A 15921-nucleotide genomic window follows, 5' to 3' on the forward strand; every position below is an offset into this window, starting at 1 on the left:
AAGATAGCGCCGTCCGCGAAACCGGGCTCGACCCGGCGGCTTTGCCGGATCGGAGTCCCTGGACCATGGCGCAGCTGTGCGACGCAGCGTTTCTTCCCTGACGGGCTGCGGCAAGGGCTTTAGCCGAGGTGGCCGTGCTCGTGCCCGTGGTGGTGGCGACCGATGAGCTGCACCTCGTGCTCCGGCGCGGTGTCGAACGCCGTGTCGCTGGTGCTGGTGCTACTGCCGGCGGCCGTGCTGGTGCCGGCCGGCTGGAATATCATGCCGGTGTTGTCCAGGGTGATCGTCATGTCGCTGAACTGGATGCGCTCGTCGCGCACCAGCAGGTCGCTGCCGCCGCCGGTGCCCGCCACATCGTTCACCTTGTAGCCGTAGAGGGTCTTGGCCACCGTGTAGTTGGCGCGGGCGCCGCTGTAGACCACGGTGTCGATGCCGGCGCCGCCGTCGATGTAGTTGTTGGCCATCAGCGCGGCCAGCTTGTCGTCGCCGGCCGTGCCGCTGACGTTGCGCAGGCTGGAGACGATGAAGTCCTGCGCCGCCGATGCGGCCGACGCATTGCCCGCCGCGTCGGTGGCCCGCGCCGTCACGTGGTAGCTGCCGTTGCCGACCGCCACAGGCGTGATGCTCCAGTTGCCGTTGGCGGCCGCCGTGCCCATGCCCATGCTGGTGCCGTTGTTGAAAATCTCGATCCTGGCGCCGGCTTCCGCCACGCCGCTGAAGGTCGGGTGGTTGCCGCTCGCGGCCGCCGTGCCGTCCTTGATGAAGGCCAGCGTCGGCTGCGCGGGCGCCGTGGTGTCCGGCAGGACCGTGCTGCCGAAGGCGACGGTGCCGTCGGTGAAGCGCAGCTGTTCGATGTTGTTCAGTGTGTCCGTGCCTTCGCCGCCCGCCACCTTCCAGCTGGAGGCGCTCAGTTGCGTCACCGTGTAGGCGCTGCGCGCGCCGTTGTAGAACGCCGTGTCGGTGCCGGCGCCGCCGTTCAGGATGTCGTTGCCGCCGTCGCCTTCCAGCATGTCGTTGGCGGCGGTGCCGGTCAGCGTGTCGGCCAGGCTGGTGCCGGTGACGTAGCGGCCGCCACCGGTGGAGTTGACGCCCAGCGCACCGGCCAGCCCGTCGCCGCCGTACAGCCACTTCAGCGCGGCGATGTCGTACTGGCTGAAGGTGGAGTGCGCGCCGCCGCTGTGGGTGTAGGACATCAAGGTGTAGGCGGTGTTGTCGGTCGCCGCCGGCAGCGTGACCGCGCCTTCGAACGAGTGCTTCAGGCCCATCGCGTGGCCCAGTTCATGCAGCAGCGTTTCGTAGCCCTGCGTGCCCGCGCTCAGGTTGGCGTTCATGCCCGCCCATTCGGCATTGTCCAGGTAGACGTAGCTGGCGGCGGCAAAACTGGTGACGACGTTGCTGCTGTTGTAGGAATAGCTGTAGCGCGAACTGTCGAGGCCGGTTGTGCTGGCGCCGCTGATGTTGGCGTTGGCCATGTGGATCTGCGCCAGGCTGCCGTCGCTGGTCTCGGCGAAGGTGATGCCGGTGAGCTTGGACAGATAGGCCATCGCGCCGCGCGTGGCGGCCTGCTGCGCCGCGCTGAATGCCAGCGGCGCGCTCAGGATGGCGCTGTTGCCGCTTTCGAGTCCGGCCGTGACCGAGAAGGTGTAGTAGAGCTTGTTGCCGCCGGAAGTCTGGTAATTCCAGTTTGGTAAAACGCCGAGCAGGGCGTCGATGTGGTTCAGGCCGGAAGGGGTGGTGCTGCGTACTTCGGAGACGGTTGCCATGTTCGCGAGATCACTTTGTATGTCGGGCTGGTCAGTATTCCGAACCGTGACGGCGGGGTCAACAGGCAATGCAATCGTGCGCGGGGTGAGTGTGCACTCATTTGCAGGATGATAAAAAAAGACCGGCGGGGCCGGTCTGAAGGGGAAGTCAGCGGTCTGTCAGTGCGGCGTCACGCGCCCAGGCGCATCTCCGAGGCGGGATCGAACAGGATGGCTTTCGACAGGTCGAACGCCAGGCTGATGCGCGCTCCCGGCTCGGCGCCTGCGCGCGGGTGCGTGCGGCAGGTGGCGCGCACGCCGTTGAACCAGGCGAAGGCCAGGGTGTCCGGGCCGGTCGGCTCGGTCATCTCGATGGTGCAATCGACTTCCATCGGGTGGTAGCCCTCAGGCGTTTCGGCGCGGCGCGCGCTCAGCGCGTCGGTGACGTGCTCGGGGCGGATGCCCAGGATCAGTTCGCGCCCCATCCATGCGCCGAAGTGCCCGGCGGCGGCATGGGTGGCGGGCAGCGGCAAATAGGTGGTCACGTCTTCGTGTGTCAGCGCGAAGGCGGCCCCGGTCCCGGCGCCGTGGTCGTTCTTGACCAGCTTGCCGCGCAGGAAATTCATCGACGGCGAGCCGATGAAGCCGGCCACGTACAGATTGTCCGGCTGGTCGTAGATCTGCTGCGGGCTGCCGAACTGCTGGACCACGCCGTCGCGCATTACCGCGATACGGTCGCCCAGCGTCATCGCCTCGATCTGGTCGTGCGTCACGTAGACGATGGTGGCGCCCAGGCGCTGGTGCAGCAGCTTGATCTCGGCGCGCATTTCCACGCGCAGCTTGGCGTCCAGGTTGGACAGCGGCTCGTCGAACAGGAACAGCGAGGGATCGCGCGCGATGGCGCGGCCCATGGCCACGCGCTGGCGCTGGCCGCCGGACAGCATGGCCGGCTTGCGGTCCAGCAGGTGCGTCATCTGCAAGGTCTCGGCCACGCGGTTGACGATGGCCTCCTGCTCGGCCTTCGGGACCTTGCGGATGCCCAGGCCGAAGGAGATGTTCTCGCGCACCGTCATGGTCGGATACAGCGCGTAGGACTGGAACACCATGGCGATGTCGCGTTCCTTGGGCGGCACCCTGTTCACCACGCGCTCGCCGATGCGGATCTCGCCCTGCGAGATGGTTTCCAGGCCGGCGATCATGTTCAGCAGCGTGGACTTGCCGCAGCCGGAACCGCCCACCAGGATCAGGAACTGGCCGTCCTCGATGTCGAGGTCGATGCCCTTGAGGATTTCTGCGCCGTTCGGATAAACCTTGCGCACATTACGGATAGATAAGCTTGCCATGTGTGTCTCCTTAACCTTTGACGGCGCCGGCGGTGAGGCCGCGCACGAAGTATTTGCCTGCCACCAGATAGATCAGCAGTGTCGGCAGCGCGGCGATGATGGCCGCCGCCATGTTGACGTTGTATTCGGTCACGCCGGTGGAGGTGTTGACCAGGTTGTTCAGCGCCACCGTCACCGGCTGCGCGTCCGAGCCGCCGAACACGACGCCGAACAGGAAGTCGTTCCAGATCTGCGTGAATTGCCAGATGAAGCACACCATGAAGATGGGCAGCGACAGCGGGAAGATGATGCGGCGGTAGATCATGAAGAAGCCCGCGCCGTCGATGCGCGCCGCGTTCACCAGTTCTTCGGGCACCGTCACGTAGTAGTTGCGGAAGAACAGCGTGGTGAAGGCGATGCCGTAGATGATGTGCACCACGATCAAGCCGCTGGTGGTGTTGGCCAGTTCGGCCATGCCGAGCAGTCGCGCCATCGGCAGGATCACCACCTGGAAGGGGATGAAGCAGCCCACCATCAGCGCCGTGAACACCACGTTGTGGCCGGGGAAGCGCCAGTGCGCCAGCACGTAGCCGTTCAGCGAGCCGATCAGGCTGGAGACCAGCACCGCCGGGATGGCCATCCGCACCGAGTTCCAGAAGTAGGGCGCAAGGCCTTCGCAGCGCACGCCGGTGCAGGCTTGCGACCAGGCTTTGCTCCAGGCGGCCGTGGTGGGTGCCAGCGGGAAGTCGAGCAGGTTGCCGTCTCGGATCTGGTCCAGCGTCTTCACGGAGGTGGTCAGCATCACGTACAGCGGCGCGAGGTAGTACAGCGCCACCAGCACGAGCAGGGTGTAGATGGCGATGCGGCCGGCCGTGATGCGGCCGCCGTCGTGGTTCAAATCAGCGGCCATGGCGCGCTCCTTTCGTTTCCATATACATCAGCGGCACCAGCACTGCCAGCACGGTGGCCAGCATCATCATGGCCGACGCGGCGCCCAGGCCCAGCTGGCCGCGGGTGAACGAGAACTGGTACATGAAGATGGCCGGCACGTCGGAAGAGGTGCCGGGGCCGCCGGCGGTCAACGCCATGACCAGATCGAAGCTCTTGATGGCGATGTGCGCGAGCACCAGCAGCACGCTGAAAAAGACCGGACGCAGGGAGGGGATCACAATACGCCGGTAAATCGTCGGCAGGCTGGCGCCGTCCACCATGGCGGCCTTGATGATGCTGTCGTCCACGCTGCGCAGGCCGGCCAGGAACAGGGCCATGACGAAGCCGGACGATTGCCACACGCCGGCGATGACGACGGTGTAGATCGCCATGTCGGAGTCGACCAGCCAGTCGAAGGTGAAGTTGGTGTAGCCCCAGTCGTGCAGCATTTTTTCCAGGCCCAGGCCGGGATTCAGTATCCATTTCCAGGCTGCGCCGGTGACGATGAAGGACAGCGCCATCGGGTACAGGTAGATGGCGCGCAGCGCCCCTTCATGGCGGATGCGCTGGTCCAGCAGGATGGCCATGGTCAGGCCGATGGCCAGGCAGAACAGGATGAACAGGCCGCCGAAGATGCCGAGGTTGCCGGCGGAAACCCACCAGCGCTCGATGTCGAACAGGCGCTCGTACTGGCCGAAGCCGGCGTAGTCGAAGTTGGGCATCATGCGCGATTCGGTCAGCGACAGCCAGGCGGTCAGGCCGATGAAGCCGTACACGAAGACCAGCGACGCGATGATGGTGGGCGACAGCACCAGGCGCGGCAGCCAGGCGTCGGCCAGGGCGCCGAAGCGGGTGATGGCGCGACTGCCGGCGCGACTGCCGGCGCGGCTCACGGCGCGATTGTTGTCGTCGTCCGGAGGATGGGGGGGGCGGTCGTTTGCCGCAGGTTTGGCAGCAGCTTGGACAGATTGGGCAGGCGGGGTGCCGGCCCCTGGCGGCGGCGTCGAAGCTGTCGACGCGGCCGATGCGGCCGATGTGGCCTGCGCCGCCGAAGCGCAGGGCGGCATTGATGGAACGGAGGATGACGGTGTAGCGGACATGATGCGGTTCTCCTGATGCACCCTGTCGTTCCCGCGCAGGCGGGAACCCATACGCCGCGTACCAGTACGCGCAGCATGGGTTCCCGTTTTCACGGGAACGACAACGGGGTGTTACATGGTTTTTGCTGCTTTGGCCAGTGCTTGCGCGGCGGCTTGCGGCGTCATGGTCGAGTTCATGAACTTGGCGATCACGTCCTGGATCGCGCCGGCCTTGGCGCTGTCGACCGCCATGCCGTGCGCCAGCGACGGCACCAGCATATTGGTCTTGCTGGTGGCCGCCATGTCATCCATCGACCTGGTGGCGCAACTGTCGAACCTGGCGCGCGGGACGCCGGCGCGGACCGGGATGGAACCCTTGTTCAGGTTGAACACTTCCTGGAACTCGGGGCTCATGACGGCGTTGGCCAGGGTCAGCTGGGCCTTCTGGTCGTCCGCGCCTTTCACCTTGAACATGGCCAGCGAGTCGATGTTGAAGGTGAACGATTTCTCGGTCCCCGGCGCCGCCAGGCACAGGTAGTCCTTGCCCGGCACCTTGCCGGCCGCCGTGAACTCCCCCTTGGCCCAGTCGCCCATGAACTGCATGCCGGCCTTGCCGTTGATGACCATGGCCGTGGCCAGGTTCCAGTCGCGGCCCGCCGCGTCCTTGTCGATATAGGTCTTGATGCGGGCCAGCGTTTCGAAGGCCTTGATCATGGTCGGGCCGGTCAGGCTGGCCTGGTCCAGCTGCACCAGGGCTTTCTTGTAGAAGTCCGCGCCGCCCACGCCCAGCACCACCGATTCGAACACGGTCGCGTCCTGCCATGGCTGGCCGCCGTGGGCGATGGCCACCAGGCCGGCTTTCTTGATCTTGTCGGCCGCGTCGAAAAACTCGGCGAAGCTGGTGGGGGCCTTGGCGCCGGCTTTCTCCAGCACGGCCGGGTTCACCCACAGCCAGTTCACCCGGTGCACATTGACCGGCACCGCGACATAGTGGCCCTTGTACTTCATCACATTGGTGACGACGGGCGGCAGCAGGGTTTCCCATTTGCCTTCGGCGGCCGCCGTATCGAGGTTGGCCAGCCTGCCTTCCTGCCCCCATTCCTGGATGGCCGGGCCCTTGATCTGGGCGGCGGTCGGGGCGCTGCCGGCGATCACGCGCGCCTTCAGCGCCGTCATCGCGTTCTCGCCGCCGCCGCCGGCCACGGCGAAGTCCTTCCACGCCACGCCCTTCGATTCCATGATCTTCTTCAGCTCGGCGGCGGACTTGGCTTCGCCGCCCGAGGTCCAGTAGTGCAGTACTTCGACCTGCGGCGCTGCCTGCGCCAGGGATGCGGTCAACAGCAGGGCGCTGAGCGCCAGTGGTTTTAATGTCATGCTTGTCTCCTGAGTTTTATAAAGTAGTAGGGACTGCCAGCGGGATTACCACCAGGCTTCCATGTGGATGCCGTAGGACACGCCGCTGGTGTCATTGCCGTACACCGAACCGGAATTGTTGAAGGCGTTCAGCGCCTTGGTGGCGGCATCGTTCCATTTGCCGTAGCTGACAAACAGGCGCAGTTCGGGACGCGACCAGTAGTCGCGTGCCAGGCTGATGGTCGGCGCGATGGTCAGCTTGGTCAGGCGCTGGGCGCCCGGCGCCGCATCGGTCTTCAGGCGGGTCACGCCCAGTTCGGCCTGCAGCTTGAAGTTCTCGGCGAAGGCGTACACGGGGCGCGTGCCGACGGTGGTCCAGGTGGCGCCGCCGTCCTTGTCATTTTTGTCGCGCTGGTACAGGGCCACGAGTTCCATGCTGAAGTCGCGGGTCGGCTGTATCCAGGCGCTGTCGAAGACGCGCAAGCGGGTGTAGCCGGAGCCGAGCAGGGTGCTGCCCGATGGGCCGATGCGCGCGCAGCACGGGCCGTTGATGCCGGTGCCCGGGCCGACGCCGTACTGCACGCCGATCTTGTTGTCGCCGCCGAATACCTTGGCCTGGCGGTGGAACACGGACAGCTGCCAGCCGTCGTGCGTGGTCTTGTCCTTGCCCTGGGCCGAGATGAGGGAGGCCGCGATATCGAGCGTGCCGTTGGTATTGACGGGCAGGCCTTCGTACAGGATGTTCTGCCGCAGCGCGGACGGCGAGTCGACCACCCTGCCGGTGGCCGGGTCGGTGGTGTTGAAGTCGTTGTCCTTGAAGACGGCGTAGCTGATCGTCCCTGCGCCCAGCGGGTAGCGGTCGACGCCGCCGCCGGTGCCGTTCATATTGATGTACTGCATATCCATCATGTGGATGTCGGGGCGGGAGTAGTGGCGCTTGCCGATCCAGACCACGCCGCCGTTCATGAAGGGCAGGTTCTTCGCTTCGACATAGGCCTTGGACACGCCCAGCTTGGCGTCGCCGAAGTCGGAGCTGTTCTTATAGGCCTCGGCCCAGAAAGTGCCGACGAAGGTGGCGCCGTTGGCGGCCTTGGCCAGCTCCTTGGTGTAGCCCAGCTCCGTGAAGCTGTCGCACTCGTTGCCCAGGCGGTAGGCCATGGTCGGACCGCCCAGGCCGTAGCAGCTTTGCGTGCCGCCATGGTTGCTGGTGCCGCCGCCGGCGCGCAGGTAGCCGTGGAAGCCTTCGGCGTCGTGGTCGCCGGCGCTGGCGGCGCCGCAGGACAGGGCCAGAACGATGGCGGCCGGCAGGGATTTCTGGACGAATTTGTTCATCAACATGGTGCAGTCTCCGTTTTTAGGTGTTGTATGTTTTGCTACCGGAACGGACAGTAGCACCGGCTGGAATGTGATACCAGCGGGGGCGGAGAGGGTGCTTGGGGCTTGCTTAAGTGCTTGATTTAGATGGGGAATGGCCAATTTCCGCGACGGTGCCCGCTAACAAAACTTTACAAAGCCCCCGTGTGTTGCGCTGCAGCGGCTGCAACACTTCGCAATAAATCCACACGCTTCCTTGCAAAATGCTTTGCATTCTTACCATCGTTTCGAGAATGCTTTGGGTTATAGTCTGGGCACACAAAACGCCATCCCAGAATGGCCTCGAAAATGACGGAGACGACCTTCTACCCGCTGCGCAAGGCCATGTGCCAACTCGCGTGCCTGCTCTTGAGCGTGGCATGCGGCGGCGCGCGCGCCGAGTCGCTGCAGGTGCTGCACTGGTGGAAATCGGTCAGCGAGCGCAAGGCGGTGGACTTGATTGCCGCCCGCCTTGCCGCCGAATCGGACATCGGCTGGCACGACAGCATGATCCCGAGCGGCTCCGGCGCGGGAGCCGGCATCGTGCTGCGCAGCCGCATGCTGGCCAACGACGCGCCGGAAGTGGCGCAGGTGAACGGCATCGTCGTGCGCGACTGGGCCAGGCTCCACCTGCTGCTGGACCTGGACGCGGTGGCCGCCGCCGGCAAGTGGGACAAGCAGCTGCTGCCCACCGTGGCCGAGGCGATCAAGTCGGACGGCCATGTCTACGCCGCGCCCATCGGCATCCACCGCATGAACACCCTGTTCTACAACCGCAAGCTGCTGGCCCGCCTGCACGTGGCCGTGCCGGCAAGCTGGGCGCAGTTCGAGCAGGCGGCCGCCAAGCTGCAGCAGGCCGGCGTGGTGCCGCTGGCGCAGAGCAGCGAGCCGTGGCAGGTGACGACGCTGTTCGAGGCGCTGGTGCTGATCGAAGGCGGAGACTTCCACCGCGACCTGTTCCAGCGCCGCCACGCGGCCGCCTATACGGACCCGCGCCTGGCCACCGCCCTGCAGCGCTTGCGAAGCTTGAAAAAATGGATGGGCAATCCGATCGCCGAGCGCAGCTGGGACGAGAGCATGCGCGAGCTGGCCGACGGCCGCGCCGCCTTCATGGTGATGGGCGACTGGGCCAAAGGCGAGCTGGTGTCGCGCGGGCTGAACGTGGACGAGGACTTCGGCTGCACCGCCGTGCCGGGCACCGAGCGCTACCACCTGTACAACATCGACACCCTGAGCATGCTGGCCGCGCGCGAACCGCACCGGGCGGCGCAGGAAAAGCTGGCCGCGCTGATCATGTCCCCGGCGCTGCAGAACGACTACAATCAGATCAAGGGTTCCATTCCCGTGCTGCGCAATCCGGCGCTGGCCAAAATGGACAGCTGCGCGCGCGCTTCCTGGAAGCTGTTCGCCAGCGGCGCGGAGGCGCAAGTGCCCAGCCTGGTGCACCGCATGGCCACCGAGGAGATCGTGCGCGACGCCATCGTGGCCGAGGTGCACCGCTACTTCCTGGACGATAACGTGTCGGTGGCCGATACCCAGCGCAGGCTGGGCACGATCGCGCGCACCCTCATCAAATCACGGTAAACTATCATGCGTAAAATCCTGATCGTCGACGACGACCAAAAAACGCGGACCCTGCTGAAGGCCTACCTGGAGAAAAACCAGTATGACGTCGGCCTGGCCCACGATGGCCAGACTTTCCTGGCCGAGTTCAACCGCTACGCCGACGAATTGTCGCTGGTGATCCTGGACGTGATGCTGCCCGATACAGACGGTTTCGCGCTGTGCAAGGCGGTACGCAGCCGCTCGAACGTGCCCATCATCATGCTGACCGCCAGTTCCGACGAGACCGACCGCGTGGTGGGCCTGGAGCTGGGCGCGGACGACTACGTGTCCAAACCCTACAGCCCGCGCGAACTGCTGGCCCGCATCAAGGCCATCCACCGCCGCACCGGCATGGGCAGCGAGTCCGCGCCGCGCTACTACCGTTTTGTCGGCTACACGCTCGATACGGTGGCGCGCACCGTCACCGACGCGGCCGGCGGCATCGTGCCGCTGACGGGACTGGACTTCCAGCTGCTGAAATACTTCGTCGAGCACGCGGGCGACATCCTGGACCGCAGCGTGCTGTGCGAAGGCACGCGCGGGCGCGACTCGGGACCGCTGGACCGCTTCCTCGACGTGCAGATCAGCCGCTTGCGCCTGCGCCTGAACGACGGCGGCAAGCACCCGCTGCTGATCAAGACGGTGCGCGGCGCCGGCTACGTGTTCTCGGCCGACGTCACCGCGTCCCATGCATAAGAAGGAAGGACCGCCGGCGGCATGGCGCGCGCGCTGGCGGGACCGCTGGCGGGCCCGCGTTCTGCCGCGCTTTCTGCCCCAGTCGCTGCAGGGGCGCCTGACCCTGGTGATGGTGATCGGCGTGCTGCTGACCCAGCTGGCGGGCAACTTCATCTGGGCCGCGCAGCGCCGCGCGGAGTCGCTGAGCGAGACGGCGACGGCATCGCAGCACCTGGCGCACAGCGCCTCGAGCGCGGTGCGCTTCTTCCTCAGCCTGCCGCCGAACTACCGGCCGCTGATCATCCAGCAGTTCCGCGAGATGGGCGGCACGCGCTTCCTGGTCAACATCAACCGCGCGGCGGTGCCGGTGCGCGCCATCGCCGGGCAGGAGCTGGCGGACGCCGCGCTCAGGCAGGTGCGCGCCACGCTGAAGGAAGACCTGCCCAACATCTCGAACGTGCGCATCGCTTTCGCCTGGCCCGACAAGCTGCCGGTGGGCGACAACGGCGCCACCGTTGCCGACCTGCCGGACACCTGGGTGCAGCACATCCTGCTCACCAAGCCCGCGCCGGTGCTGCTGATCCAGGCCGAGATGGACCCCGGCCACTGGCTCTACCTGGCCACGCTGATGCCCAACCCCTATTTCCTCGAAACGGGCAACCCGCTGACGCGCGACCGTCTGCTGCTGCAAGCCCTGTCGCTGGCGGCGGTGCTGCTGCTGTCCATCCTGGTGGTGCGCTGGATCACGCGTCCGCTGGCGGCGCTGGCCGAGGCGGCCACCGCCTTCGGCAAGGGCGAGAAGGCGCCCGCGCTGCCCGAGACGGGCAGCCGCGAGTTCGTCACCACCGCGCGTGCCTTCGACGCCATGCGCTTGCGCATCCAGCGCTACATCGAAGACCGCGAGCGATTGTTCGTGTCGATCTCGCACGACCTGCGCACGCCCATCATGCGCCTCAAGCTGCGCACGGAATTGCTGGACGACGAGGAGATGCAGAGCGAGTTCCACGACGACCTCGATGAGCTGGACATGATGGTCAAGGGAGCGCTGCAAACCGTGAAGGACAGCGATATCCACGAGAACCCGACCGAGGTGAGGCTGGACGCGCTGCTGGGCCGCATGGTGCGCGACGCGCAGCTGGCCGGCCATGAAGTGTCGTTCGCCGCCTCGGGCCTGAGCGTGACGGTCAAGCCGCTGGCGCTCAAGCGCGCCATCGGCAACCTGCTGAACAACGCGCTGCACTACGGGCGGCAGGTCGAACTGGCGGTGCGCGAGCACGCCGGCAATATCGAAATCGAGGTGCGCGACCACGGTCCCGGCGTCCCGTCCGAGGCGCTGCACGATCTGTTCGAGCCCTATGTGCGGCTGGAGCATGGCCGAAATCAAAACAGCAGCGGCATGGGACTGGGGCTGGGCATCGCCCGTGGTATCGTTCAGGCGCACGGCGGCGAACTGCTGCTGGCCAACGCGCCCGACGGCGGCTTCCGCGCCACCATCGTGCTGCCCGGCGGCGCCTTCAGTCCGCTTTAACTGTCATACCGAAAGGCCGACATGAGCAAATCCCTGCGGTTGTCCGAGAAATGGTTCCAGCGCGGCCTGTGGCTGGTGGCGTTTGCTTTCGCGTGGTTCCTGATCGGGCTGGGCGGCCAGGTGGTCGGCAATCTGGGCGGCGTGGAGCGGCAACTGACGCTGGAGCAGTTCATGGACCAGCAGCGCGCGGCGCCGCTGCGTGAAGCGCTGAAGCGGGAAGGGCAGCGCCAGGCCGACGCCAACGCGGCCCTGCAGCAGGCGCGCCAGAAGCACGAGGTGGCGATCGCCAACACCCAGTCGGCGCGCGAAACCTTCGACAACTGGCTGGCCACGCGCAACGTGACGGCGCGCCCGGAGCAGGATCCTGAAGTCATCAAGCGCACCCGCGAACTGGACGCGCTCAAGGCGGCCGAGCGGCAGGCGCTGGCCGTGGTCGAGGCGCAGCAGCAGCAGCACCTGGACGCCAGCCAGGCGCAGGAGAAGGCGCAGGAACAATGGAACGCGCTGGAACGGGCCGCGCAGGCGCCGTTCGACGCGGCGATGCGGGCGCAGGAATTGCGCGTGTTCGGCTACCGCCTGCTGCTTACGCTGCCGCTGTTGCTGCTGGCCGGCTGGCTGTTCAAGACCAAGCGCAAGGGCACTTACTGGCCCTTCGTATGGGGCTTCATCATCTTCGCCGGCTTTGCCTTCTTCGTCGAGCTGGTGCCTTATTTGCCGAGCTACGGCGGCTATGTGCGCTACATTGTCGGCATCGTGCTGACGGTGCTGGTGGGGCGGCAGGCCATCGTCTCGCTGCAGAAATACCTGGAGCGGCAAAAGGCCGCCGAGGCGCTGCCGGATTCCAAGCGCCGGGAAACGCTGCAATACGACGTCGCCCTGGCCCGGCTGGCCAAGGAAGTGTGCCCCGGCTGCGAGCGCAAGGTGGACCTGAAGAACCCCGCGATCGACTTCTGCCCGCACTGCGGCATCGGCCTGTTCGACCACTGCGGCCACTGCCAGTCCCGCAAAAACGCCTTCAGCCGCTTTTGCCACGCCTGCGGTACTGCGGCCCCGACTCCGCCTGCGCCCTAGCGCCAGATCAATATCAGGGCGCGGCTTTCCCGTTAAGCTCGTAGCGGGGAGGGGTCATGGTGAGAAGTCGCAAAACACGGCTTAAGCGAACGGCCCGGGATTCGATAGCGCAGAAAGAAGCGTCTGGGCTGGGCGTTGGAAAATTCACGTCCCACATCCTTGGCGGTGCAGCGATGTGCACGGTTCTGTTGCTGGTAAGTGCAGGCCTGTCAGTCTTACTGCAAATGCTGCCCTTGTTGACGGCCGAGCCTGATTTCCTGCTGTTCGCACGCGTGATGCACCTGTTTTTGCTATGGAGCGATGGCTGTTTATTCGTTTGGTGGGTGCTATACTCGATTGTGAAACGAGTGAAGGAATGGCGATGAGTCAAGAATGGCGCGCGTTTTGGCGGGGCTTCAAGAAAGGCTTCATCATCGGCATGAAGGAGACGCCGCGCGGCTATTTTCTTCCAGTCATCCTGTTCTGGCAATTCCTCTCCCGGCAGTGTTCGGCGCTCAGGCGCAAACTAGCCCTCAAACTGTAATCTGGTCCGCGTTTTTTGCAGTTCATCGCAATCCGGCCCGGCGGAGGGCTGTCTGCCGCTATAGTGTTTGCACTATGATAAGCGGCGAACAGACCCGACCCCGAGGATAACCCGATATGACCATTTCCTACCGCATAGGCCTGCTGCTGGCCGCCTTCAGCCTGTTCCTGAGCGGCGCCCGCGCGGCCGACGACACCGTGACCGAAACCCGTCCCGTCGACGCGCGCGTGCTGCGGGTCAAGCTGGACGGCGTCCTGGACCTGAAGCTGCGGCGCGGCGACACGCCGTCACTGACCATCATCGCCGACAAGCGCACGATCTCGAAGATCACGGCCACCCAGTCGGGCGACACCCTGCACCTGGATACGGAGGGGCGCGGCTTCAAATTCCAGCGCGGCAGCACGGCGCGCGCCGAACTGGTGCTGCCCAACCTGCGCCAGGTAGTCTCCGACGGCGTCGGCACCACGGAAGTGAGCGGTTTCACCGGCGAGGACATCGAACTGACGCTGGACGGCGCCGGCAGCATGAAAGTGGTCTGTGACTACCGCAATATGCGCGTCAGCCTGGGCGGAGTCGGCAGCATGCACGTGTGGGCCAGCGAGACCGACACGGTGGAGCTGGACCTGCAGGGGGCCGGCTACGTCACCATCGGCGGGCGCAGCAAGATGCTGAAGGCCACGCTGGGCGGCCTGGGCGGCCTGAACGCGCAGCAGTTCAAGGCCGACAGCGTCAGCCTGGAGCTGAGCGGCCTGGGCAACGCCACGGTGACGGCGAGCGAGAACGCGACGCTGAGCCTGAGCGGCCTCGGTTCGGTCACCGTCTATGGCAAGCCGGCCAACCGCAATGTGAGCGTGGACGGGCTGGGCAAGGTCAGCTGGAAGTAAATGGTGCTGCGCGGGAGCGCGGCAATAAGAGACACAAGTATCCATTTCTTGAGCAACATGAAAAAATTAATAATACAAGTCATCACCGCGATAGCGCTCGCGCTGGGCGTCCACGGCGCCGCGCTGGCCGGCTTCGCGGAAGGGGCCACGGCCTACAACAACCGCAACTACAGCCTGGCGTACAAGGAGATCGAGCCGCTGGCGCGCGCCGGAAACGCCGACGCCGAGCATTTGCTCGGCTTGATGTATTACATGGGCCGCGGCGTGCCGCAGGACTACAAGCAGGCGCTCAACTGGCACCGCAAGGCCGCCATGAAGGGCAAGGCGGACGCGCAGTATGTCGTGGGCGCCATGTATTACACCGGCAACGCGGTGATACAGGACCACAAGCAGGCGGTGGTCTGGTTCCGCAAGGCGGCCGAGCAGGGCCATGCGGACGCGCAGCAGACGCTGGGGCTGATGTACCGTTATCACATCGGCGGCATGCCGCAGGATAACGTGCTGGCCTATATGCTGTGGAACCTGGCCGCCGCCGGCGGTTTGGCCAACGCGGCCGAGCAGCGCGCCGCCGTCGTCAAGAAGATGACGCCCGAGCAGCTGGAAGAAGGGCAGGCGCTGTCGGCCACCTGGAAGGTCGGCACGCCGCTGCCGAAGCAGTCGCGCACCGGCGGCGGCTAGTGGCGGCTTACGGCGCTGCCCGCCTAAGCCGCCCTACGCGATTCGACACCGCCGGTAGGGCGGGTTAGCGCGGCAGCGCGTAAGCCGCCACTATCGTACAATCGCCCTTTCATTGTGAAGGGGCAGCCATGCGAGCGATAGAAATCAGCCAGCCCGGCCCGGCCGACGTGCTGCGCCTGTGCGAGCGTCCGATACCCGAATTCAAGGCCGGCGAAGTGCTCATCAAGGTGCACGCGGCCGGCGTCAACCGGCCGGACGTGTTCCAGCGCCTGGGCAGCTACGCGCCGCCGCCGGGCGCGTCGGACCTGCCGGGCCTGGAAGTGGCCGGCGAAATCGTCGACGGCGACCTGGCAGGCAGCCGCTTCGGCAAGGGCGACCTGGTCTGCGCGCTGGCGCAGGGCGGCGGCTATGCCGAATACTGCACCGCGCCGGCCGACCAGTGCCTGCCCGTGCCCAGGGGCTTGTCCATGCTGGAGGCGGCCTCGCTGCCGGAGACCTTCTTCACGGTCTGGAGCAATGTGTTCGACCGCGCCCACCTGATGAGCGGCGAGACGCTGCTGGTGCAGGGCGGCACCTCCGGCATCGGCGTGACCGCGATCCAGCTGGCCAACGCCATGGGCCACCGCGTGTTCGCCACCGCCGGCAGCGACGGGAAAGCGCGGGTCTGCGAGCAGCTCGGCGCCGCGCGCGGCATCAACTACAAGACCGAGGATTTCGCCGCCGTCGTCAAGGAACTGACCGACGGCAAGGGCGTCGACGTCATCCTGGACATGGTGGGCGGCGACTATCTGCCGCGCGAGATCAGCTGCCTGGCCGACGACGGCCGCATCGCCGTCATCGCGCTGCTGGGCGGCGCCAAGGCCACGCTGGACCTGGGCCAGGTGCTGCGCCGCCGCCTGACGGTCACCGGCTCCACCTTGCGCCCGCGTCCCATCGCCTTCAAGGCGCGCATCGCGTCCCAGCTGCGCGCGCGCGTCTGGCCGCTGATCGAGGCGGGCAGCATCAAGCCGGTGATCCACCAGGTCTTCCCGCTGGCGCAGGCGGCCGAGGCGCACGCTCTGATGGAAAGCAGCGCCCACGTCGGCAAAATCATGCTGCAGGTCTTATAAAGCGTGGCTGATTTTGCAATACTGTCGCACGCTTGGTTTGACCCCGGTTTGCGGCTCGCGTTAAAATAG

Annotated in this window: 14 protein-coding genes; 8 read left to right on the top strand and 6 right to left on the bottom strand. The window is 66.0% G+C overall.

Annotation, left to right across the window (positions count from 1 at the left end; translation table 11 throughout):
• Positions 1-119 precede the first annotated feature (119 nt).
• The 6 genes from ACSQ8Y_RS03195 to ACSQ8Y_RS03220 all read right to left on the bottom strand — a co-directional run bounded on the left by ACSQ8Y_RS03195 (position 120) and on the right by ACSQ8Y_RS03220 (position 7764).
• Positions 120-1763, bottom strand: coding sequence for an Ig-like domain-containing protein (locus ACSQ8Y_RS03195; protein ID WP_436265015.1), 1644 nt, complete (start codon positions 1761-1763; stop codon positions 120-122).
• 170 nt (positions 1764-1933) lie between these two features.
• Entirely contained in the window at positions 1934-3085 is a 1152-nt protein-coding gene (locus ACSQ8Y_RS03200; RefSeq protein ID WP_436265016.1) for an ABC transporter ATP-binding protein, read from the bottom strand.
• Between the two features lie 10 nt (positions 3086-3095).
• Positions 3096-3974 (bottom strand): carbohydrate ABC transporter permease, encoded by an 879-nt coding sequence (locus tag ACSQ8Y_RS03205; protein ID WP_436265017.1) that lies wholly within the window; start codon positions 3972-3974, stop codon positions 3096-3098.
• The gene (locus tag ACSQ8Y_RS03210) at positions 3964-4887 is read right to left on the bottom strand and encodes a carbohydrate ABC transporter permease (RefSeq protein WP_436265018.1); all 924 of its coding nucleotides are present in this window, start codon (positions 4885-4887) and stop codon (positions 3964-3966) included. The genes ACSQ8Y_RS03205 and ACSQ8Y_RS03210 overlap by 11 nt, the downstream gene beginning before the upstream one ends.
• 318 nt (positions 4888-5205) lie before the next feature.
• A complete protein-coding gene (locus ACSQ8Y_RS03215) occupies positions 5206-6447 on the bottom strand; it encodes an ABC transporter substrate-binding protein (protein WP_436265019.1) in 1242 nt (413 codons plus the stop codon).
• A gap of 45 nt (positions 6448-6492) precedes the next feature.
• The gene (locus tag ACSQ8Y_RS03220) at positions 6493-7764 is read right to left on the bottom strand and encodes a maltoporin (protein ID WP_436265020.1); all 1272 of its coding nucleotides are present in this window, start codon (positions 7762-7764) and stop codon (positions 6493-6495) included.
• A gap of 324 nt (positions 7765-8088) precedes the next feature.
• Here ACSQ8Y_RS03220 and ACSQ8Y_RS03225 point away from each other — a divergent pair, with 324 nt between their 5' ends.
• The 8 genes from ACSQ8Y_RS03225 (at position 8089) to ACSQ8Y_RS03260 (ending at position 15852) form a co-directional block, all read left to right on the top strand.
• The gene (locus tag ACSQ8Y_RS03225) at positions 8089-9363 is read left to right on the top strand and encodes an ABC transporter substrate-binding protein (protein WP_436265021.1); all 1275 of its coding nucleotides are present in this window, start codon (positions 8089-8091) and stop codon (positions 9361-9363) included.
• 3 nt (positions 9364-9366) lie between these two features.
• Positions 9367-10080, top strand: coding sequence for a response regulator (locus ACSQ8Y_RS03230; RefSeq protein ID WP_436269741.1), 714 nt, complete (start codon positions 9367-9369; stop codon positions 10078-10080).
• Positions 10073-11587, top strand: a complete 1515-nt coding sequence (locus tag ACSQ8Y_RS03235; RefSeq protein ID WP_436265022.1) for a sensor histidine kinase — start codon at positions 10073-10075, stop codon at positions 11585-11587. Before ACSQ8Y_RS03230 ends, ACSQ8Y_RS03235 begins: the two co-directional genes overlap by 8 nt.
• A 21-nt stretch (positions 11588-11608) precedes the next feature.
• On the top strand, positions 11609-12658 hold the full coding sequence (locus ACSQ8Y_RS03240; RefSeq protein ID WP_436265023.1) for a serine endopeptidase: 1050 nt from the start codon (positions 11609-11611) through the stop codon (positions 12656-12658).
• A gap of 361 nt (positions 12659-13019) precedes the next feature.
• On the top strand, positions 13020-13181 hold the full coding sequence (locus ACSQ8Y_RS03245; RefSeq protein WP_436265024.1) for a hypothetical protein: 162 nt from the start codon (positions 13020-13022) through the stop codon (positions 13179-13181).
• 116 nt (positions 13182-13297) lie between these two features.
• Entirely contained in the window at positions 13298-14065 is a 768-nt protein-coding gene (locus ACSQ8Y_RS03250) for a GIN domain-containing protein (RefSeq protein ID WP_436265025.1), read from the top strand.
• Positions 14066-14122: 57 nt separating this feature from the next.
• Complete coding sequence (locus tag ACSQ8Y_RS03255; protein ID WP_436265026.1) at positions 14123-14743, top strand: tetratricopeptide repeat protein; 621 nt, start codon at positions 14123-14125, stop codon at positions 14741-14743.
• A gap of 128 nt (positions 14744-14871) precedes the next feature.
• Positions 14872-15852 carry an NAD(P)H-quinone oxidoreductase gene (locus ACSQ8Y_RS03260; RefSeq protein ID WP_436265027.1) on the top strand — a complete coding sequence of 327 codons (981 nt, stop codon included), beginning with the start codon at positions 14872-14874 and terminating at the stop codon, positions 15850-15852.
• Positions 15853-15921 lie beyond the last annotated feature (69 nt).

The sequence above is a fragment of the Pseudoduganella sp. LjRoot289 genome (genome assembly GCF_964252925.1).
In the GTDB taxonomy this organism is placed as follows: Bacteria; Pseudomonadota; Gammaproteobacteria; order Burkholderiales; family Burkholderiaceae_D; genus Rugamonas.

Bases quoted from the DNA above. Each gene is read 5' to 3' on its own strand.
- ACSQ8Y_RS03195 (WP_436265015.1), bottom strand. From the start codon at position 1,763: ATGGCAACCGTCTCCGAAGTACGCAGCACCACCCCTTCCGGCCTGAAC.
- ACSQ8Y_RS03200 (WP_436265016.1), bottom strand. From the start codon at position 3,085: ATGGCAAGCTTATCTATCCGTAATGTGCGCAAGGTTTATCCGAACGGC.
- ACSQ8Y_RS03205 (WP_436265017.1), bottom strand. From the start codon at position 3,974: ATGGCCGCTGATTTGAACCACGACGGCGGCCGCATCACGGCCGGCCGC.
- ACSQ8Y_RS03215 (WP_436265019.1), bottom strand. From the start codon at position 6,447: ATGACATTAAAACCACTGGCGCTCAGCGCCCTGCTGTTGACCGCATCC.
- ACSQ8Y_RS03220 (WP_436265020.1), bottom strand. From the start codon at position 7,764: ATGTTGATGAACAAATTCGTCCAGAAATCCCTGCCGGCCGCCATCGTT.
- ACSQ8Y_RS03225 (WP_436265021.1), top strand. From the start codon at position 8,089: ATGACGGAGACGACCTTCTACCCGCTGCGCAAGGCCATGTGCCAACTC.
- ACSQ8Y_RS03235 (WP_436265022.1), top strand. From the start codon at position 10,073: ATGCATAAGAAGGAAGGACCGCCGGCGGCATGGCGCGCGCGCTGGCGG.
- ACSQ8Y_RS03240 (WP_436265023.1), top strand. From the start codon at position 11,609: ATGAGCAAATCCCTGCGGTTGTCCGAGAAATGGTTCCAGCGCGGCCTG.
- ACSQ8Y_RS03245 (WP_436265024.1), top strand. From the start codon at position 13,020: ATGAGTCAAGAATGGCGCGCGTTTTGGCGGGGCTTCAAGAAAGGCTTC.
- ACSQ8Y_RS03250 (WP_436265025.1), top strand. From the start codon at position 13,298: ATGACCATTTCCTACCGCATAGGCCTGCTGCTGGCCGCCTTCAGCCTG.
- ACSQ8Y_RS03255 (WP_436265026.1), top strand. From the start codon at position 14,123: ATGAAAAAATTAATAATACAAGTCATCACCGCGATAGCGCTCGCGCTG.
- ACSQ8Y_RS03260 (WP_436265027.1), top strand. From the start codon at position 14,872: ATGCGAGCGATAGAAATCAGCCAGCCCGGCCCGGCCGACGTGCTGCGC.